This window comes from Pseudooceanicola endophyticus (genome assembly GCF_018760365.1).
In the GTDB taxonomy this organism is placed as follows: domain Bacteria; phylum Pseudomonadota; class Alphaproteobacteria; order Rhodobacterales; family Rhodobacteraceae; genus Pseudooceanicola; species Pseudooceanicola endophyticus.
Window position 1 is genome coordinate 102491 of sequence record NZ_JAHIAB010000016.1, and the last position, 16186, is coordinate 118676.

Annotated in this window: 12 protein-coding genes and 1 pseudogene; 10 read left to right on the forward strand and 3 right to left on the reverse strand. The window is 69.7% G+C overall.

Annotated features, from left to right (window positions below; genetic code table 11):
* Window positions 1-14 precede the first annotated feature (14 nt).
* On the reverse strand, window positions 15-1190 hold the full coding sequence (locus KM176_RS22045) for a M20 aminoacylase family protein (protein WP_160896715.1): 1176 nt from the start codon (window positions 1188-1190) through the stop codon (window positions 15-17).
* Between the two features lie 48 nt (window positions 1191-1238).
* Window positions 1239-2570 carry a DUF3100 domain-containing protein gene (locus KM176_RS22050; RefSeq protein WP_202398068.1) on the reverse strand — a complete coding sequence of 444 codons (1332 nt, stop codon included), beginning with the start codon at window positions 2568-2570 and terminating at the stop codon, window positions 1239-1241.
* A 122-nt stretch (window positions 2571-2692) separates the two neighbouring features.
* Here KM176_RS22050 and KM176_RS22055 point away from each other — a divergent pair, with 122 nt between their 5' ends.
* From KM176_RS22055 to KM176_RS22090, 8 genes are all read left to right on the forward strand, one after another.
* The gene (locus KM176_RS22055) at window positions 2693-3622 is read left to right on the forward strand and encodes a LysR family transcriptional regulator (protein ID WP_160896716.1); all 930 of its coding nucleotides are present in this window, start codon (window positions 2693-2695) and stop codon (window positions 3620-3622) included.
* Window positions 3623-3798: 176 nt separating this feature from the next.
* A complete protein-coding gene (locus tag KM176_RS22060; protein WP_311136195.1) occupies window positions 3799-5883 on the forward strand; it encodes a TonB-dependent siderophore receptor in 2085 nt (694 codons plus the stop codon).
* Window positions 5880-6884, forward strand: coding sequence for an ABC transporter substrate-binding protein (locus tag KM176_RS22065; RefSeq protein ID WP_311136196.1), 1005 nt, complete (start codon window positions 5880-5882; stop codon window positions 6882-6884). Before KM176_RS22060 ends, KM176_RS22065 begins: the two co-directional genes overlap by 4 nt.
* A gap of 2 nt (window positions 6885-6886) precedes the next feature.
* Complete coding sequence (locus KM176_RS22070; RefSeq protein WP_160896717.1) at window positions 6887-7870, forward strand: FecCD family ABC transporter permease; 984 nt, start codon at window positions 6887-6889, stop codon at window positions 7868-7870.
* On the forward strand, window positions 7867-8844 hold the full coding sequence (locus KM176_RS22075; RefSeq protein WP_160896718.1) for a FecCD family ABC transporter permease: 978 nt from the start codon (window positions 7867-7869) through the stop codon (window positions 8842-8844). The genes KM176_RS22070 and KM176_RS22075 overlap by 4 nt, the downstream gene beginning before the upstream one ends.
* Window positions 8844-9611, forward strand: a complete 768-nt coding sequence (locus KM176_RS22080) for an ABC transporter ATP-binding protein (RefSeq protein WP_160896719.1) — start codon at window positions 8844-8846, stop codon at window positions 9609-9611. The genes KM176_RS22075 and KM176_RS22080 overlap by 1 nt, the downstream gene beginning before the upstream one ends.
* Window positions 9612-9625: 14 nt before the next feature.
* Window positions 9626-10663 (forward strand): siderophore-interacting protein, encoded by a 1038-nt coding sequence (locus tag KM176_RS22085; RefSeq protein WP_160896720.1) that lies wholly within the window; start codon window positions 9626-9628, stop codon window positions 10661-10663.
* A 180-nt stretch (window positions 10664-10843) separates the two neighbouring features.
* Window positions 10844-12622 (forward strand): SLC13 family permease, encoded by a 1779-nt coding sequence (locus KM176_RS22090; protein ID WP_160896721.1) that lies wholly within the window; start codon window positions 10844-10846, stop codon window positions 12620-12622.
* Between the two features lie 6 nt (window positions 12623-12628).
* Here the strand turns inward: KM176_RS22090 and KM176_RS22095 are convergent, their stop codons facing one another.
* Window positions 12629-13534: a LysR family transcriptional regulator gene (locus KM176_RS22095; RefSeq protein WP_160896722.1), complete on the reverse strand. Its 906-nt coding sequence runs from the start codon at window positions 13532-13534 to the stop codon at window positions 12629-12631.
* A gap of 83 nt (window positions 13535-13617) precedes the next feature.
* Here KM176_RS22095 and KM176_RS22100 point away from each other — a divergent pair, with 83 nt between their 5' ends.
* Window positions 13618-14472 carry an oxidoreductase gene (locus tag KM176_RS22100; protein WP_160896723.1) on the forward strand — a complete coding sequence of 285 codons (855 nt, stop codon included), beginning with the start codon at window positions 13618-13620 and terminating at the stop codon, window positions 14470-14472.
* Between the two features lie 254 nt (window positions 14473-14726).
* A pseudogene (locus KM176_RS25045) lies at window positions 14727-15438 on the forward strand (hypothetical protein); the annotation flags it as partial.
* Window positions 15439-16186: the final 748 nt, after the last annotated feature.

Here is a 16186-nt window from a genome sequence, read left to right on the forward strand (position 1 = left end):
ACGCCGGATCCGCCTCAGCGGCGCGGCAGTTCCTGCGCCACCAGACCGGCAAAGAAGCCCGCCGCGATGGGCAGGATCTCGTCGTTGAAGTCGTAATAGGGATTGTGCGGCATCGGATCCGAGGCACTGCGCCCCGAGCCGACCAGCACATAGGCGCCCGGGCATTTCTCCAGCATGTAGGCGAAATCCTCGGAACCCATCATCGGGCGTTCGATCACCTCGACATGGTCCGCACCCAGCTGCCGCGTGGCGGCTTCGCGGGCCCGGTCGGTCTGGGCCTCGGCATTGATCAGGGTCGGGTAGCCGCGGGCGTAATCCAGCGTGATCTGGGCACCGTGGGCAGCGGCAAGCCCCGCGCAAAGCGCGTTCATCCGCGTCTCGATCCGGTCGCGCACCGCAGGATCGAAGCTGCGCGCGGTGCCGCCCAGCACGACCTGTTCGGGCACCACGTTCCAGGTGTTCCCGCCATGAACCCGCGTGACCGAAACCACCCCGGCGTCCAGCCCGCCAAGGTTGCGGCTGACGATGCCCTGAAGGGCATTGACCAGCTGCGCCTGGATCAGCACCGGGTCGATGGTCAGCTCGGGCACGGCGCCATGGCCGCCCTTGCCGGTGATGGTAATCTCGAAATTGTCGTAGGCGGCAGCGGCGGCGCCGTAGCACATGCCGATGCGCCCGGTCGCCAGATTGGGCATGTTGTGCAGCCCGTAGACGCTGTCCATCGGGAACTGCTCGAACAGGCCGTCGGCCACCATCTCCCGGGCGCCGCCCAGGTTTTCCTCGGCGGGCTGGAAGATCAGGTGGACCGTGCCGCTGAAGGGCCGGTGGCGGGCAAGGTATTCCGCCGTGCCCAGCAGGATCGCGGTATGGCCGTCATGACCGCAGCCATGCATCTTGCCCGGCACCTTGGACTTCCACGGCACATCTCCCAGCTCATCCATGTCGAGCGCATCCATGTCCGCGCGCAGCCCGATGGAGGGCCCCTCGCCGTTCCTCAGCACGCCGACCACGCCGGTGCGCCCCAGGCCGCGATGCACCTCGTAGCCCAGCCGCTCCAGCGTTTCGGCGACGATGCCGCCGGTGCGGTGCTCCTCGAAGCCGGTCTCGGGGTTTTCGTGGAAATCGTGGCGCCAGGCGACCATCCGCTCCAGGATGTCGGCCTCGAACGCCGGCAGGGAATTCGACAGCATCTTGTCTCTCCGCAGGCAGTTGCGGCGGGCCGGGCGGCCCGCCCGGGATCAGTGGAACAGCTCGGCCACCAGCACGGCGCCCAGGAAGGTCGCGGCCTCGGCAGCCAGCGAGACGGCGACGATCCGCCAGCCCAGCCGGCGGAACACCGGCAGGTCCCGCGCGACCGAGAAACCCGCCAGCGCCAGAACCGGCGTGGTGAAGGCGAGGAAGTTCATCTTGGCGGCCAGCGCCACCAGCGGCGCGAAGGCCGGCAGCAGCCCCGGCACCGCCACCACCGCCGTCATCAGCGACAGGGCGATCATCTCGGGGAAGCGGGCGAAGCGCTGGCGCAGCGCGGCGGCGATCACCACCGGGACCATCAGCAGCAGGCAGCCGGCCAGGGATTGCAGCAGGTCGGCGCCGTAGCCCAGGTGGTTGGCCAGCGCCGCGCCCAGCACCACAAAGCCCCAGGCCAGCAGCCGGTCGCCCCAGCCGAAGGGCGGCGCCGCAATCGCCTCCATGCCGGCCTCGGTGTCCTGCGGCGCGCGACCGCGCCGGGTCAGCCGGCCCAGCACCGGCTCCAGCCGGTGATAGAGCCAGGAACACAGTGGCAGCGACACCAGCATGGTGAAGTAGAAGCCGACGATGCCGGTCAGCATGTTGGCGGTGGCGGCCAGCGCCGTCAGGGTCTCGTGCTGGGCGGGATCGGTTTGCGCCATCACCGCACCAAGAGAGGCCGCCATGAGGCTGGCCGATCCGACCCCCGCCCCCATGGCGAGCGAGCGCGGGTCAAACACCCCGAGGCTGGCCAGGAAACCCGCGAAGCTTGCCAGGAAAATCGCCCCCAGCACGGTGCCGGTGATGTATTCCCCCAGCACGCCGCGCCCCTCGGCACTGTTGAGGCCGTAGCGCTCTCCGATGATCATCAGGCTGCCCTCCCGCCCGATGGAGAAGGTGGCCCCCACGGCCTCGCGCTTCATCCCCAGCACCAGCGCCAGCGGCAGCCCGATGACGATGGTGCCCAGGAAATGCCCGAGCTCCTGGAAGATCAGCGCCGGGCCCGAGGCGATCACCGTGGGCAGCGACTGGCCCACCGTCAGCCCCATGCGCGACAGGAACAGCATGACGCCGACGCCAAGCGCGGCACTGGCCCAGGCCTGGACCTGCGGCGACACCGCCAGCGCCCCCGGCAGCCGCCGGTGCAGCCCGCCCCAGAGCGCCGCCATCAGCAGCGCCCAGAGCATCGGCAGAAGCGTCACCTGCCCCGGCCCCAGCTTGAAGCCCACCCGGCCGATCATCTCGGCCAGGGCGACAAGGATCAGCCCCCCGATGATCAGCTTGGCCTTGCCGGCCAGCAGCGGGCGCGGCCCCTGCATCAGGTTGCTCTCGGTCATGGCCATCTGTCGTCACCTCTCCTGGCGTCCTTCCTGCGGGACATTGGCCGGACCTTAGAATCGGCAGGAGATTGCACCAATGACACGTTTCTCCTAGTTTCGTTGCAATTAATGCAACGGAGCATGACATGAGCATCTCGCGCCTTTCGGGCCGGCGTCTGGGCTATTTCCTCGAAGTGATCGAGACGGGATCGGTCCGGGCGGCGGCAGAGCGGCTGCATATCGACGCCTCGGCGGTCAGCCGGGCGGTGGCCGCCCTGGAGGAGGAACTGGGTGCGACGCTGCTGCGCCGGCAGGGCCGCGGCGTTCAAGTGACCGAGATCGGAGAGCTGGTGGCCGCCCATTGCCGCCGCCAGTCGCTGCGCGAGGGGCAGCTTTTCGACCGCATCCGCAAGATCCAGGCCGCCGAGAGCGGCCATATCGAACTGGCCGTCGGAGAGGGTTTCGTGCGCTGGTTCGCCACCTGCGGCGTGGCCGAGTTCCTCGCCGCGCGCAGCGGCGTGACGCTGAACCTCACGATCGAGAGCACGCGCGAGATCGCCAGCCGCATCATCGACGGCCAGGCCGACATCGGGGTGATCTTCCAGCCCCCCGAAAGCCCCTGGCTGCGCATCCACCACGAGGTGCACCACAGCATGGCGGCGCTGGTGCACCGCGATCATCCGCTGGCGCAGCTGGGCCCCGAGGTTCGGCTGGCCGACCTGGCGCCTTGGCCGGGCATCCTGCTGCAGGACCAGCTGGGGGTGCGCCGGCTGCTGCGGCTGGCAGAGCTTTCCGAAGGCGTCACCCTGACGGCGGCGGTGACGACCAATTCCTTTTCGGCGGCGTTCCAGCTGGCGCGCACCGGTCTGGGCTACGCGATCACCGCCGACCGCGACCGGGCGGACCTGGGCCAGGACGACCAGATGGTCGAGCTGCCGATCCGCAGCGACCTGCTGGCGGGCAGCCGCAGCTGCATCGTCACCCGTCACGGCAGCACCATCGCGCCGGTGGCCCATGCGCTGCTGCACCTGCTGATCGCGGCCATGGAAGAGGACCTGGCCCTGAACGTCGGCTAAGGCCCGACCAGCCCCGCCCGGGACCCGGTTGCATCACCCCGCGCTTTTTCCGGATTTTTCGGATCGGCTGGATTGCGCCGAAGATTTTAACCACCTAAACGACTCAGGAATTCAAGCCCGCGAGTCCCATCGGTCCAGCCAGCTTTCTCCTTGCCCTCAAACGAGAAGCGCTGCCCGTGTTCCGATCGCCCCCCGCCCCCCGTTCCTGCCGTCCCCTGCTGCTGGCCCTGCTGGCCTCGACCGCGCTGCTGCCGTTGACCGCGCAGGCCCAGGATGTCACCGACCTTTCGGCCATCGCCGTGGAGGGCGACGACGACAGCACCACCATCGCCGCGAAAGGCAATGGCACCGGCTCCAAGATGGAGACCGACGCGCTGGACAGTTCCGCCTCCGTCTCGGTGATCACCGCCAAGGAGATCGAGACCCGCGGCGCCAAGGACCTGGAAGAGATCCTGAGCTACACCGCCGGGGTGGTCACCGACGAATGGGGCGGCGGCGATGACCGCTACGACACCTACCGCATCCGCGGCTTCGACGAGATGGCGCTTGGCACCTACCGCGACGGCCTGCCGGTGCGCGGCTTCGGCTGGACCTATTCGCGCCGCGAACCCTATGCCTACGAGCGCGTCGAGGTGCTGAAGGGCTCGACCTCCTCGCTCTACGGGCTGAACGCCCCGGGCGGGCTGGTCAACGCGGTGACCAAGACCCCGAAATCCTACCGCTTCGGAGAGGCCTATACCACGCTCGGCAAGGATCACACCGAAGTCGGCACCGATTTCGGCGATGTGCTGAACAAGTCCGGCACGCTGTCCTACCGGGTCACCGCCAAGGTGCAGGACGGCGCCAAGACCTATGATTACTCCAATGATGACCGCAAGTTCGCCCTGCTCAGCCTGAGCTGGACACCGAGTTCCGCAACAAAGCTGACGACCTTCCTGGAGTACAACCAGCGCAACGGCACCCCCGGCACCGGCCTGCCCGCCGACAGCGGTCTTGATCCCTCGACCTTCCTGGGGGAACCCGATTTCAACCGCGTCGACACCACCGAACGCTCGGTCGGCTGGATGTTCGACCATGACTTCGGCGGCGGCCTCAGCTTCCACCAGGTCGGGCGCTATTCCAGCTTCGACATGGATTACGAGGAAGTCTACGGTGCCTCCACCGATGCCAGCGCCGACCGCAGCAGCTGGGCGGTCTACAGCGACTCCCGGCAGATGGGCGTGGACAACCGCCTGCAATTCGACGGCACCTTCGGCGGCGTAAAAAGCCGCACCCTGGTCGGCGCCGAATACACCTGGATCAAGGTGACCGAGAAGGACCTCTACGGCACCGCCGGGGGGATCGACATCTACGACCCGCAATATTGCGGCACCGCCTGCATCGACCTGTCGACCGTCTACTACGACTGGGTGCCCGAGCTGACCACCAAGGCGGTCTATGCCCAGCAGGAATTCACCTTCGCCGACAAGTGGATCGTCACCGGCGGGCTGCGCTACGACGACGTCGACATGAAGCTTCAGGACAACCTGGCGGGCACCACCACCGACACGACCTACACCAAGACCACCGGGCGCCTGGGGCTGACCTACAAGGCCACGCCGAACCTCTCGGTCTTCGCCAACTACTCGCAATCCTTCAACCCGCCCGATGTCTTCTCGGAAGCCACCGAACCGACCGAGGGCACGCAGTACGAGGTCGGCGTGAAATACCGCCCCGAGGGGATGAACGCGCTGTTCACCGCCTCCTACTTCGACCTGACGCAGACCAACGTGCGCACCCAGACCAGCCCCACCACCTATGCCACCATCGGCAAGGTCGGCGTGCGCGGGCTGGAGCTTGAAGCCAAGGGAGAGCTGACGAAGAACCTCGACCTGACCGCCTCCTGGTCGCTCTGGGATGCCGAGATCCGCGAGGACGGCATTTCCGGCAACACCGGCAACCGCCCCGCCTTCGTGCCCAAGCAGGTGGCCGCGCTCTGGGCCGACTGGACCCTGCCGGGCAACGACAGCCGGGGCGACCTGACGCTGGGCGGCGGGCTGCGCTATGTCGGCCAGTCCTATTCGGACGATGCCAATACCAGCTCTCAGGGCGCGCGCACGCTGGTCGATGTCGCCATGACCTATGCGCTGCAGAAGAACGTCGACCTGTCGCTGAACGTCACCAACCTTTTCGACAAGCAGTACGTGGCGGTGAACTACTACGGCACCAACTACTACGGCGAAGGGCGCGAGGTCTCGGCCACCCTGCGGTACCGCTGGTGAGCCGCGTCTTTCGCCCCGATCGCCGGGCGGTGCTGACGGGACTGGGGGCGGCCTTGGCCGCCCCCGCCCTGCTGCGTGCCGATGACAGCCTGCGCTTCCCCAACGCCTTCGGCGAAGCGGTGCTGAAGGCGCCGGCGCGCCGCGTCGTCTCTCTGGGCTACGCGACCCAGGACAGCCTGCTGGCCCTTGGACTGCCCCCGGTGGCGCTGCGCTACTGGTACGGCCCCTATCAGGACGGCCTCTGGCCCTGGGCGCAGCCGCTCGCCGGGTCCGAAAAGCCCGTGGTGCTGCGCGGCGAACCCTCCGCCGAGACCATCGCGGGCCTCGCCCCCGACCTGATCGTCGCCATCGGCGCCGCCCTCAGCGCGGCCGAGTACCAGCTGCTGTCGATGATCGCCCCGGTGCTGGTCCAGCCCGCCGACGTGCCGGTCTACGGCACCCCCTGGCAGCTGGAACTGTCGCTGATCGGACGCGCCATCGGGCGCGAGGCCGAGGCCGAGCGGCTGACGCGCGAGGCCACCGCGCATTTCGACAAGATCCGCGCCCGCAACCCGCACTGGCAGGGCCGCACCGCCGCTGCCGCCTGGCATGACGGCGGCGAGACCGGCGTCTTCCTTGCCCAGGACGCCCGCCGCCGTTTCCTGCGCGACATGGGCTTTGTCGATCCGCCGGGCTATGCCGGGCTGACCCCGATCAGCGATTTCTACGCCAACCTCTCGCCCGAGGACCTTTCGCCCATCGACGCCGACCTGCTGGTCTGGATCTCGGACGCGGCCCATGCGCGGGACCTGGCCGCGCTGCCGATGCGGCGCACCCTGCGCGCCGTGCGCGAGGGCCGAGAGGTCTTCGCCGGAGAAGAGCTGGGCGGCGCGCTGTCCTTCGGCTCGGTGCTCTCGCTGCCCTGGGCCATCGACCGGCTGGAGCCGGAGTTCAACCTGGCGCTGGACGGCGATCCCGCAACGCCCGTGCCCTCTGCCGTGGAAAACGGCCTGGCGGGATGAACATGCGACTGCTTCTGCTGGGCGCGGGGCTGGTGGCGATCATGCTGCTGGCGATGCTGGCCGGGGCGCGCGGCATTGCGCCCGCCGATCTGGCGGCCCTGCTCGGCCATTACGACCCGACCGACCCCGCCCAGATCACCCTGCTTGAGATCCGCCTGCCGCGCCTTGTCGCCGGACTGATCGCCGGGGCCGCGCTTGGCGTCGCGGGCATGGTCATGCAGGCCGTCACCCGCAACCCGCTGGCCGATCCGGGCCTGCTGGGGGTGAATGCGGGGGCGGCCTTCTCTCTGCTTCTGGGGGCCACGCTTCTGGGGCGCGGCGATGCCGCCAGCCTGTCGCTGCTGACCCTGCCGGGTGCCGGGCTTGCCGCGCTGGCGGTCTTTTCGCTGGGCGGCGGTCTGGCGGGGGATGCCGGCCCGGTGCGGCTGACGCTGGCGGGGGTCGCGCTCAATGCCTTCCTGCTGTCGCTGGTGTCGCTGCTGGTGCTGCTGCGCCGCGAAAGCCTGGATGTCTTCCGCTTCTGGGTCGCCGGATCGCTGGCCGAGGCCGGGCAACGCCCGCTGACGGGCCTCGCGCTGCTGGCGCTCTGCGGCATCGTGCTGGCGCTGCTGCTGGCACCGCGGCTGGAGGCGCTGTCGCTGGGCGGTGCGCTGGCGCGGGGCCTTGGCACCCATCCCGGTCGCGTTCTGGCGGGGGCGCTGCTGGCAGTCACCCTGTGCACCGGGGCGGCGGTGGCCGTCGCCGGCCCCATCGCCTTCCTCGGCCTTGTGGTGCCGCCGCTGGCGCGCCGCATCATGGGCACCGAGATGCGCGGCGGCCTGATCGCCGCCGCCCTGCTGGGCGCCGGGCTTCTGCTGCTGGCCGATATCGCCGGTCGCCTGCTGATCCCCCCGGGGGAAATCCGCGCCGGCGTCATGACCGCGCTTCTGGGCGGGCCGGTCTTCCTGTGGATCGCCCGCCGCCTGCGCCCGGGAGAGGGCGCATGAGGCGGCTTCTTCTGATGCTTCTCGCCCTGCTGGCGCTTTGTGCGCTGGCGCTGATGCGTGGCCAGCTGGCGCTCTCGCCGCTGCAACTGTGGCAGGGGCTGAGCGGCGCCGAGGGGCCCGCCCATCTGGTGCTGGCGGTGATCCGGGGGCCACGCGTGGCGGCGGCCCTTGGCACCGGCGCGGCGCTTGGCCTGTCGGGGATGCTGTTCCAGACCCTGTTCCGCAACCCGCTGGCGGCGCCCGACCTGATGGGCTTTACCTCGGGCGCGGGGCTGGCGATCGTGCTGGCCATGACCCTGGGGCTGGGCCTTCCGGTGCCGCTGGTCGCCGCACTGGGCGGGCTGATCGCGGCGGCGCTGGTGCTGCTGCTGGCGTGGAAACCCGGGCAGGCGCTGGCGCCGCTGGTGCTGGTGCTGGTCGGTCTGGGGGTGGGGTTCCTGACCCAGGCGGCCTCCAGCTTCCTGATGACGGCGCTGCCCCCCGAACAGGCCGCCGATGCGCAGCGCTGGCTGACCGGATCGCTGAACGCCCGCAACTGGGGCCATGTCGCCCTGCTGGCGGCGGGTCTTGCCGTGCTCGGCCTGCTGGCGCTGTCCCAGATCCGCCGGCTGGAGGCGCTTGATCTGGGCGAGGAGCTGGCGGCGGGCCTTGGCCTGCATCCCGGGCGTGCCCGCATCGCCATTGCCGTGACCGGCGTGCTGCTGGCGGCACTGGCGGTCAGTGTCGCGGGGCCCCTGCCCTTCGTCGCGCTGATGGCCGGGCCCCTGGGCGCCCGCCTGCTGGGCCGGACGGCGCTGGCCCCCCGGATGGCCGCCGCCGCGCTGACCGGGGCGATGATCGTCGTCGCCGCCGACCTGCTGGCGCGCGCCACGATCCCGGGCCTCAGCCTGCCGGCGGGCGTCGTCACCGGGCTGCTGGGCGCCCCCTACCTGCTCTGGCGCCTGTCGCGCGAGATGAAGAAAGGCGAGCTCTGATGCTGGAAACCCGAGACCTGACCCTGGGCTACGACCGCCGCCCGGTGCTGGAGCGCCTGTCGCTGCAAATCCCCGAGGGCCGCGTCACCGCCATCCTCGGCCCCAATGGCTGCGGCAAGTCCACCCTGCTGAAGGCCCTTGCGCGGCTGTCCGCGCCGCAAGCGGGCGCCGTGCTGCTGGCGGGCGAACCGCTGGGCCAGTACGACAGCCGCGCCCTGGCCCGGCGCCTGGCGATCCTGCCGCAATCCCCCGTAGCCCCCGAGGGCATCACCGTGCGCGATCTGGTGCGCCGGGGCCGCATTCCCTGGCGCGGCCTGCTGGGACCCTGGCGCGACAGCGACGAGGCCGCCTGCCGCGAAGCCCTGGCCGCCGTCGCACTGGAGGATCTGGCGACCCGTCCGCTGGCCGCGCTGTCCGGCGGACAGCGCCAGCGCGCCTGGATCGCGCTGGTGCTGGCGCAGACCCCGCGCCACCTGCTGCTGGACGAACCGACGACCTTCCTTGATTTGGTGCACCAGATCGAGGTGCTGCGGCTGCTGCAACGGCTGAACCGCGACCGCGGCCTCACGGTGGTCAGCGTGCTGCACGACCTCTCGCTCGCGGCACGCTTTTCCGACCACCTGATCCTGCTCGGGCCCGATGGGCTGGTCGCCGAAGGCGCCCCCTCCGCCGTGCTGACCCCCGACACCCTTCATGCCGCCTTCGGCCTGTCCGCGCTGGTTCATCCCGATCCGGTCAGCGGCACGCCGATGGTCATTCCCTGCTGACCGGGAGATCCCCCATGACCCATCCCCACACCGCCACCGCCCAGTACTCCGGCCCCTGCCCCGACGACCTGCTGGCGCGCACCCGCAGCTACCTGAACGGCTACGACCTGCCGATGGAACAGGGGCCCGACTGGGTGCGCATGGTGCTGCCGCGCGGCACCACCACCCTGCACGCCACTCCCGGCGGCTTCCGCCTTGAGGTTGCGGGCGAGGACACCGCCTTCCGTCACCAGCTGTGCGAGGGGGCAATCTTCATGATCGACCAGGTCTGCCCCGAGGCCGCCCCGGCGATCAGCTGGCAGGGCCTTCCCGTCTCCGAAGGGCTGCCGCCGGGGATGCACCCGGCCCGGCTGCGGCGGATCACCCGGCTCAGTCCGCATTTCCTGCGCCTTGAAATGGACTGCCCCGGCACCGCCGAGCTGATGGAGGGGGGGATGCATTTCACCCTGCTGCTGCCGCCCGAGGGGCGCGCGCCGGTCTGGCCCGCCCTGAACGACAAGGGCCGCACCGTCTGGCCTGCGGGCGCGGACAAGCTGCACCGCGCGGTCTTCACCTTCGTGCAGCGCGATCCGGACACCGGCTGGTTCAGCTTCGATCTTTACGAACATGCCGGCGGCCCCTCCTCGGACTGGGCGACGCGGGCGCGCCCCGGCGATGCGGTGATGGTCTCGGGGCCCGGGGGCGGCACCGCCCCTTCGGCCCGCCACCTGCTGATGGCGGGGGATGAAACCGCCCTGCCCGCGATCCGCGACATCCTGGCGAAGGCCGCCCCCGGCACCACCGGAGAGGTGCTGATCGAAACCGGCGACCCCGCCGACCGCCTGCTTGAGGAGATCCCCGAGGGCTTCCGCCTGCGCTGGCTGGACCGCACCGCCGGAGAGACCCTGGCCCCCGCGCTGGCCGCCTGCCCGCTGACGGAACCGGGCCTGTTCCTCTGGGTCGCGGGCGAAGCCGCCATCGTGCGCGAGGTCCGTCAGAGGGTGCAGGCAGAGGGCGCCCTGCCGCGCAACCGCCACTACCTTGCCGCCTACTGGAGCGCGCCCGCCGCCTGAGCCCCGCAGGCCGGCCCCTGTGGCAGGTTCGCGCCGAGCCGACCGCCCGCGCGCGGGGATCGCAGAATTCCCGCGCGCGCGCCCCGAGAATCTGTCATGTTCGGCGCTGGCCCGGGGATTGTCCCGCCACGCGCCTTGCCGTCAGCGCGGAACAGCACGGCATTCTCCCTGGACCCGCAAATGCTTTTCGACCTCGGACCCTACGCGCCTTATGGGGCGATTGTCCTGATCGTCCTTGTTTTCATCCTTTTCCTGACCGAACGTTTCTCGGCCGAAGTGACGGCCCTCGGCGGGGTCGCGCTGGCGCTGCTGGTCGGGCTCGTCTCGGTCGAGGATGTGCTGAAGGCGCTCAGCAACCCCGCCCCCGCCACCATCGGCGCCATGTTCGTGCTGAGCGCCGCACTGGTGCGCACCGGGGTGCTTGAGGCCGTGGCCGAGGGGCTGGGCCGCCAGCTGGGCGCCCGCCCCGTGCTGACCATGGCCGGCTTCTTCGGTCTGGCCGGGCTGGCCTCGGCCTTCATGAACAACACTCCCGTCGTGATGATCCTGATCCCCGTGGTCTTCGGGCTGGCGCGGCAGATGGGCACCAGCGCCTCGCGGCTGCTGATGCCGCTCAGCTTCACGGTGATCCTGGGGGGCACCTGCACGCTGATCGGCACCTCGACCAACCTGCTGGTGGATGGCGTGTCGCACGGGCTGGGCCTGCCGGCCTTCTCCCTGTTCGAGATCGCACCGCTGGGCATCGTGCTGGCGCTGGTGGGGGGCGCCTATCTGGCGCTGGTGACGCCAAGGGTGCTGCCGGTACGCCAGGCGCTGGCCGACAGCAGCGCCCTGCGCGCCTCGCGGTCCTGGCAGGTGGAACTGTTCGTGCCGCAGGGATCGGCCCTGATCGGGCGCCCGCTGCGCGAGGTGGCCGAGTTCCGCCGCCGTTCCACCCGTCTGGTGGACCTGATCCGCGGCGATGTTTCCCTGCGCCGCCAGTTGCAGGACGAGGTGCTTCAGGCCGGAGACCGGGTGGTGCTGCATGCGCCCGACACCGAGGTCCTGGGCTTTCGCGGCACCGAGACGCGGGGCCTGCAGATTTCCGGCACCGAATCCGTCGGCATCCGCCGTCACCAGATGGTCGAGGCGCTGGTGAAGACCCGGCTGGGCAGTTTCGCCACCCTGGGCTGGCGCCGCAGCCACGGCGTCTATCCGATCGCGGTGCACCGCCAGGGCAGCGCGCTGGATCTGGGCGAACCGGCGTTGGAGCTGCGCCCCGGCGACACCGTGCTGCTGGACGGCGCCCCCGAGGACATCGCCCGGCTGGCCCGCGATCAGGATCTGGTGCTGCTGGCGCCGCTGAAGGTGCAGGCCTTCCGGCGGGGCAAGGCCCCCCTGGCGCTGGCCGTTCTGGCGCTGGTGGTGCTGGGCGCCACCTTCAACCTGGCACCGATCCTGCCGCTGGCCATCATCGGGGCCGCCGTGGTGCTGCTGACCCGCTGCGTCGAACCCGAAGAGGGGCTGGGCGCCATCGACGGGCGTCTGCTGCTGCTGATTGTGTCGATGCTGGTGCTGGGCACCGCGCTTGAGAAAAGCGGCGCCATGGCGCTGATCGTGGGCGCCCTGTCGGAGCCGTTGCAGCACGCCAGCCCGCTGGTCGCGCTGACACTGATCTATGCCGTCGCCTCGGTGCTGACGGAGGTGGTGACCAACAACGCCGTGGCGGTGATCCTGACCCCCATCGCGGTGGGGGTGGCGCACAGCCTGGGCCTTGATCCCCGGGCCTTCGTGGTGATGGTGATGTTCGGCGCCTCGGCCAGTTTCTCGACCCCGATCGGCTATCAGACCAACACCATGGTCTACAACGCCGGCGGCTACCGCTTCACCGACTTCCTGCGCCTGGGGCTGCCGCTGAACATTCTGGCCGGGGTCGTCACCGTGCTGATGGCACCGCATCTGTGGCCGCTGCATCCCTGAGCGGCCTCAGGCCCCGTCCCGCCCCTCTGCGCGCAGGAAATCGACGAAGGCGCGCAGCGGTGGCGGCGGGCGGCGACCGTGGAAATACAGGTACGGCCCCTCGAAGGCCGGCCACCAGTCCGCCAGCACCGGCACCAGCGCGCCGCTGGCGAAATGCGGCTCCAGCCAGTTGCGGAACGCCATGCACAGACCCATCCCCGAGATCGCGTGGCCGATCATCGCCGCCGCGCCATTGGTGCCGATGGTCAGCCGCGCCGGCACGTCGAGGGTGATCGCCTCGCCGTCGCGCTCGAACTCCCAGGGGATCGGCGCGCCGCTGCTGAAGCGCCCCCTCAGGCAATCGTGGCCCAGCAGGTCGCGCGGATGGGCCGGCACCCCCGCCCGCGCCAGGTAGGAGGGCGCCGCCGCCAGCGCCGCCTGCTGCCGGCGCGGCCCCAGCGGCACCGCGATCATGTCCTGGGCCAGCGCCTCTCCGTAGCGGATCCCGGCATCGCATTGCGCGGCCACAGCATCGACCATGCGGTCATCCACCATGATCTCGACCTCGACCTCCGGATGCAGGGCCATGAAGGCCTCGATCAGCGGTGGCAGGATGTCGACCATCACCGCGCCCGGCACGTTCAGCACCAGGCGCCCGTGCAGCGTGCCGCGCCGGCTCTGCACCGCCGCCAGGGCATCCTCGGCCTCTGCCAGCAGCGGCGCGATCCGGGCGGCCAGCTCGCGCCCGGCCTCGGTCGGGGTGACGCTGCGGGTGGTCCGGGTCAGCAACCGGGTGTCCAGCCGCGCCTCAAGCCGCGCGATCGTCTCGCTCACCGTGGCGGGCGACAGGCCCAGCCCGCGCGCGGCGCTGCGGAACCCGCCAGCCCGGACCACCGCCACGAAGACGCCCAGATCATCAAGACTGTTTGACATGCCGAACAGGCTATTCGGATTGACCGGTATTTTCAAACGACGTTTCCCGGCGCATCTATGCGTCAGGAACGAAGGAGATTTCCATGACCACTCCCGCAGCCGCCGCCGGTCGCTTCACCTTCCCCGGCACGGATCTGAGCGTGAACCGCATGGGCTACGGCGCCATGCAGCTGGCCGGGCCCCATGTGATGGGCCCGCCGAAGGATCCCGAGGAGGCCCGCGCCGTCCTGCGCGAGGCCCTGAGCCTGGGCATCGACCATATCGACACCAGCGACTTCTACGGCCCCCATGTCACCAACGAGGTGATCCGCGACGCGCTGCATCCCTACCCCGCCCCCCTCGTGCTGGTCACCAAGATCGGCGCCTGGCGCAGCGAGGACGGCGCCTGGAACCTGCAGCGCGACGCCGGTTTCCTGCGCCGCTCGGTCGAGGACAACCTGACCCGTCTGGGTCTGGATCGCATGGCGATCGTCAACCTGCGCATGGGCGGCCCCGAGGATGACATCGCCACCCCGATGCGCGCCATGCGGGCGATGCAGGACGAGGGCCTGATCGACCATATCGGCATCAGCACGGTCAGCGCGGATCAGGTCCGCATTGCCCGTGACATCGCCCCCGTGGTCTGCGTGCAGAACCAGTACAACCTGGCCTTCCGGGGCGACGACGCGCTGATCGACAACCTGGCCGAGGCCGGCATCGCCTATGTGCCCTACTTCCCGCTGGGCGGTTTCAGCCCGCTGCAATCCGCGACCCTCGATGCCGTCGCGACCGAGATGGGCCAGAGCCCCCAGCAGGTCGCCCTGGCCTGGCTGCTGGCGCGCAGCCCCAACATCCTGGTGATCCCGGGCACCTCGCGGCGCAGCCACTTGCGCGCCAATATCGAGGCCGCCGCCCTGACCCTCCCCGCCGCACAGATGGCCCGGCTGAACGCACTCTGACGCGCCCTCCCGGGCCAGGACCTTTGGCCCGGCGCCCCCTTCCGGCAGCGCAGGCGGAACCGGTCGGCGCAGAAAGGGGCATGATTCCGTTCGGCGGCGCAAGGGCCCTGCCCCTTCATTGGGGGCAGGCGCTCTGACCTGCCACGGGATTTTCCTCCAGCGTCGTTGAGAGTCCGGCCCATCTTGAGGACGGACACCGAAGCGAACGAGGTGCAAGGACGCGCGGATCATCCCTTGCCCGGCTGGCGCAGCCTGCACCGGACACGATACTGCGTGAACGGTTGCGGGAGCTGGCCAACGCGCGCCGACGGTTCGGCAATCCATTGTCCGGCAGGGCGGAGGCTTTTCGTGCCGCTGCGGCGCGAGGGCGAGCCCTCCGGCGTCAACCGGCTCTGCCGCGAGGGAGAGCTGACGGCGCGCAAGCGAAAGGCCCGGCGCAAGGTCAGTCGGGACGCGCATCCCGATGCTGGTCGAGGCGCGGCCCAATGCGCGCGCCGTGTCGTCGTTTGCCCTGAAAACGACTGCCGGTCTGCGGGAGCGCCGGATTTCGTCCATGACCGGGCGCCAACGGTCAGCGCTTTCGGGCGCGCACCTGGCCGACGATATTGCCCGGGCGTGCCTTGCGGCGTCTCCGGACACCTTGATCTCGGGGTGCCGAGCGGCGCGTGAACCGACAGCCCTGATCGGGTACCACGGAAGGCCGCGGAGGGTCGTCTCAACGGGACCATGTTCCGCAACCCGGCCCACGCACGAACCGTCATCACTGTCCGGGCCGCAGACGATAGCACCGAAAGCCCGCACTCGGCCTTGGGCCATCAGTCCCCGGCAGACTGCGCGCGGGCCCTGAGCATTGCAATCGCCCGCCCCGCTGCGCGAGAGGACAGCTCCGCGCGGCAGGATGACCGTCTCCGGCACAGGTCATGCCCTGCCCCCGGCCCATGCTTCTGCTCAGGCGCGGTCAGGTGATGGATAACCGGGACCGTCACCACGTTGCACAATGTGGCAGAAAGTGCCCCCTTCGCAGCCGAATTCTTTGGCCATCTCTCCTGCGGCAGTCCTCGGAGCCATGCCTTGCGCAGCATCGTTCGACCATCGCCCAAGGCGTGTCGGCCAGTCGTTACGTCCTGTGATTTTCGGTGGTCGTTTGCTCTTGGGCGATCATTGTCCGTTGCCCCACAACGGCTGGAGCCCCGCGATCAAGAAGCCAACTGGTGTAGAGTTGTTGCAGCGCCTGGAAAAGCACAGGCCTTCCCCACGCGGGCGACCATCAACACGTTCATCTCTACGGGTTTGAATGGTGCCCCCACACGGACTCGAACCCCCATATTTCACTATATATAACAGTACACTAAGGCCACGCGCCGCCGAAAATGTGTAGTGGTTGTGTAGTGGTTTCGACGTACTGGTCTGAGCACGCTGGAGTGGAACTCGGTACAAACCGAACGGCGAGTATCAAGCTGCCGGGTCAAGAAGGCGCAGGAGAAAGATAGCAAATCGGGAGCGCTTGGTAGGTAGCTAAGCACAGGCAGCGGATAAACAGCCCACGGGGCCCGAGCGTCCCGCGTCACTCGAAACGTCCGGCCCTGAGCAGATGGGGTGGATGGCTCCCGCTCCCGGCGTCGCAATGCGCCATACTGCAGGTGTCAGAATCTGCGATTGAGAGGAGCCATCCCATGCAGGTTACCACTGTCGGCCTCGACCTGGCCAAGAACAT

Excerpts from the sequence above, each read along its gene's own strand:
- KM176_RS22045 (WP_160896715.1), bottom strand. The coding sequence starts at position 1,190 with ATGCTGTCGAATTCCCTGCCGGCGTTCGAGGCCGACATCCTGGAGCGG.
- KM176_RS22050 (WP_202398068.1), bottom strand. The coding sequence starts at position 2,570 with ATGGCCATGACCGAGAGCAACCTGATGCAGGGGCCGCGCCCGCTGCTG.
- KM176_RS22055 (WP_160896716.1), top strand. The coding sequence starts at position 2,693 with ATGAGCATCTCGCGCCTTTCGGGCCGGCGTCTGGGCTATTTCCTCGAA.
- KM176_RS22070 (WP_160896717.1), top strand. The coding sequence starts at position 6,887 with ATGCGACTGCTTCTGCTGGGCGCGGGGCTGGTGGCGATCATGCTGCTG.
- KM176_RS22075 (WP_160896718.1), top strand. The coding sequence starts at position 7,867 with ATGAGGCGGCTTCTTCTGATGCTTCTCGCCCTGCTGGCGCTTTGTGCG.
- KM176_RS22080 (WP_160896719.1), top strand. The coding sequence starts at position 8,844 with ATGCTGGAAACCCGAGACCTGACCCTGGGCTACGACCGCCGCCCGGTG.
- KM176_RS22085 (WP_160896720.1), top strand. The coding sequence starts at position 9,626 with ATGACCCATCCCCACACCGCCACCGCCCAGTACTCCGGCCCCTGCCCC.
- KM176_RS22090 (WP_160896721.1), top strand. The coding sequence starts at position 10,844 with ATGCTTTTCGACCTCGGACCCTACGCGCCTTATGGGGCGATTGTCCTG.
- KM176_RS22095 (WP_160896722.1), bottom strand. The coding sequence starts at position 13,534 with ATGTCAAACAGTCTTGATGATCTGGGCGTCTTCGTGGCGGTGGTCCGG.
- KM176_RS22100 (WP_160896723.1), top strand. The coding sequence starts at position 13,618 with ATGACCACTCCCGCAGCCGCCGCCGGTCGCTTCACCTTCCCCGGCACG.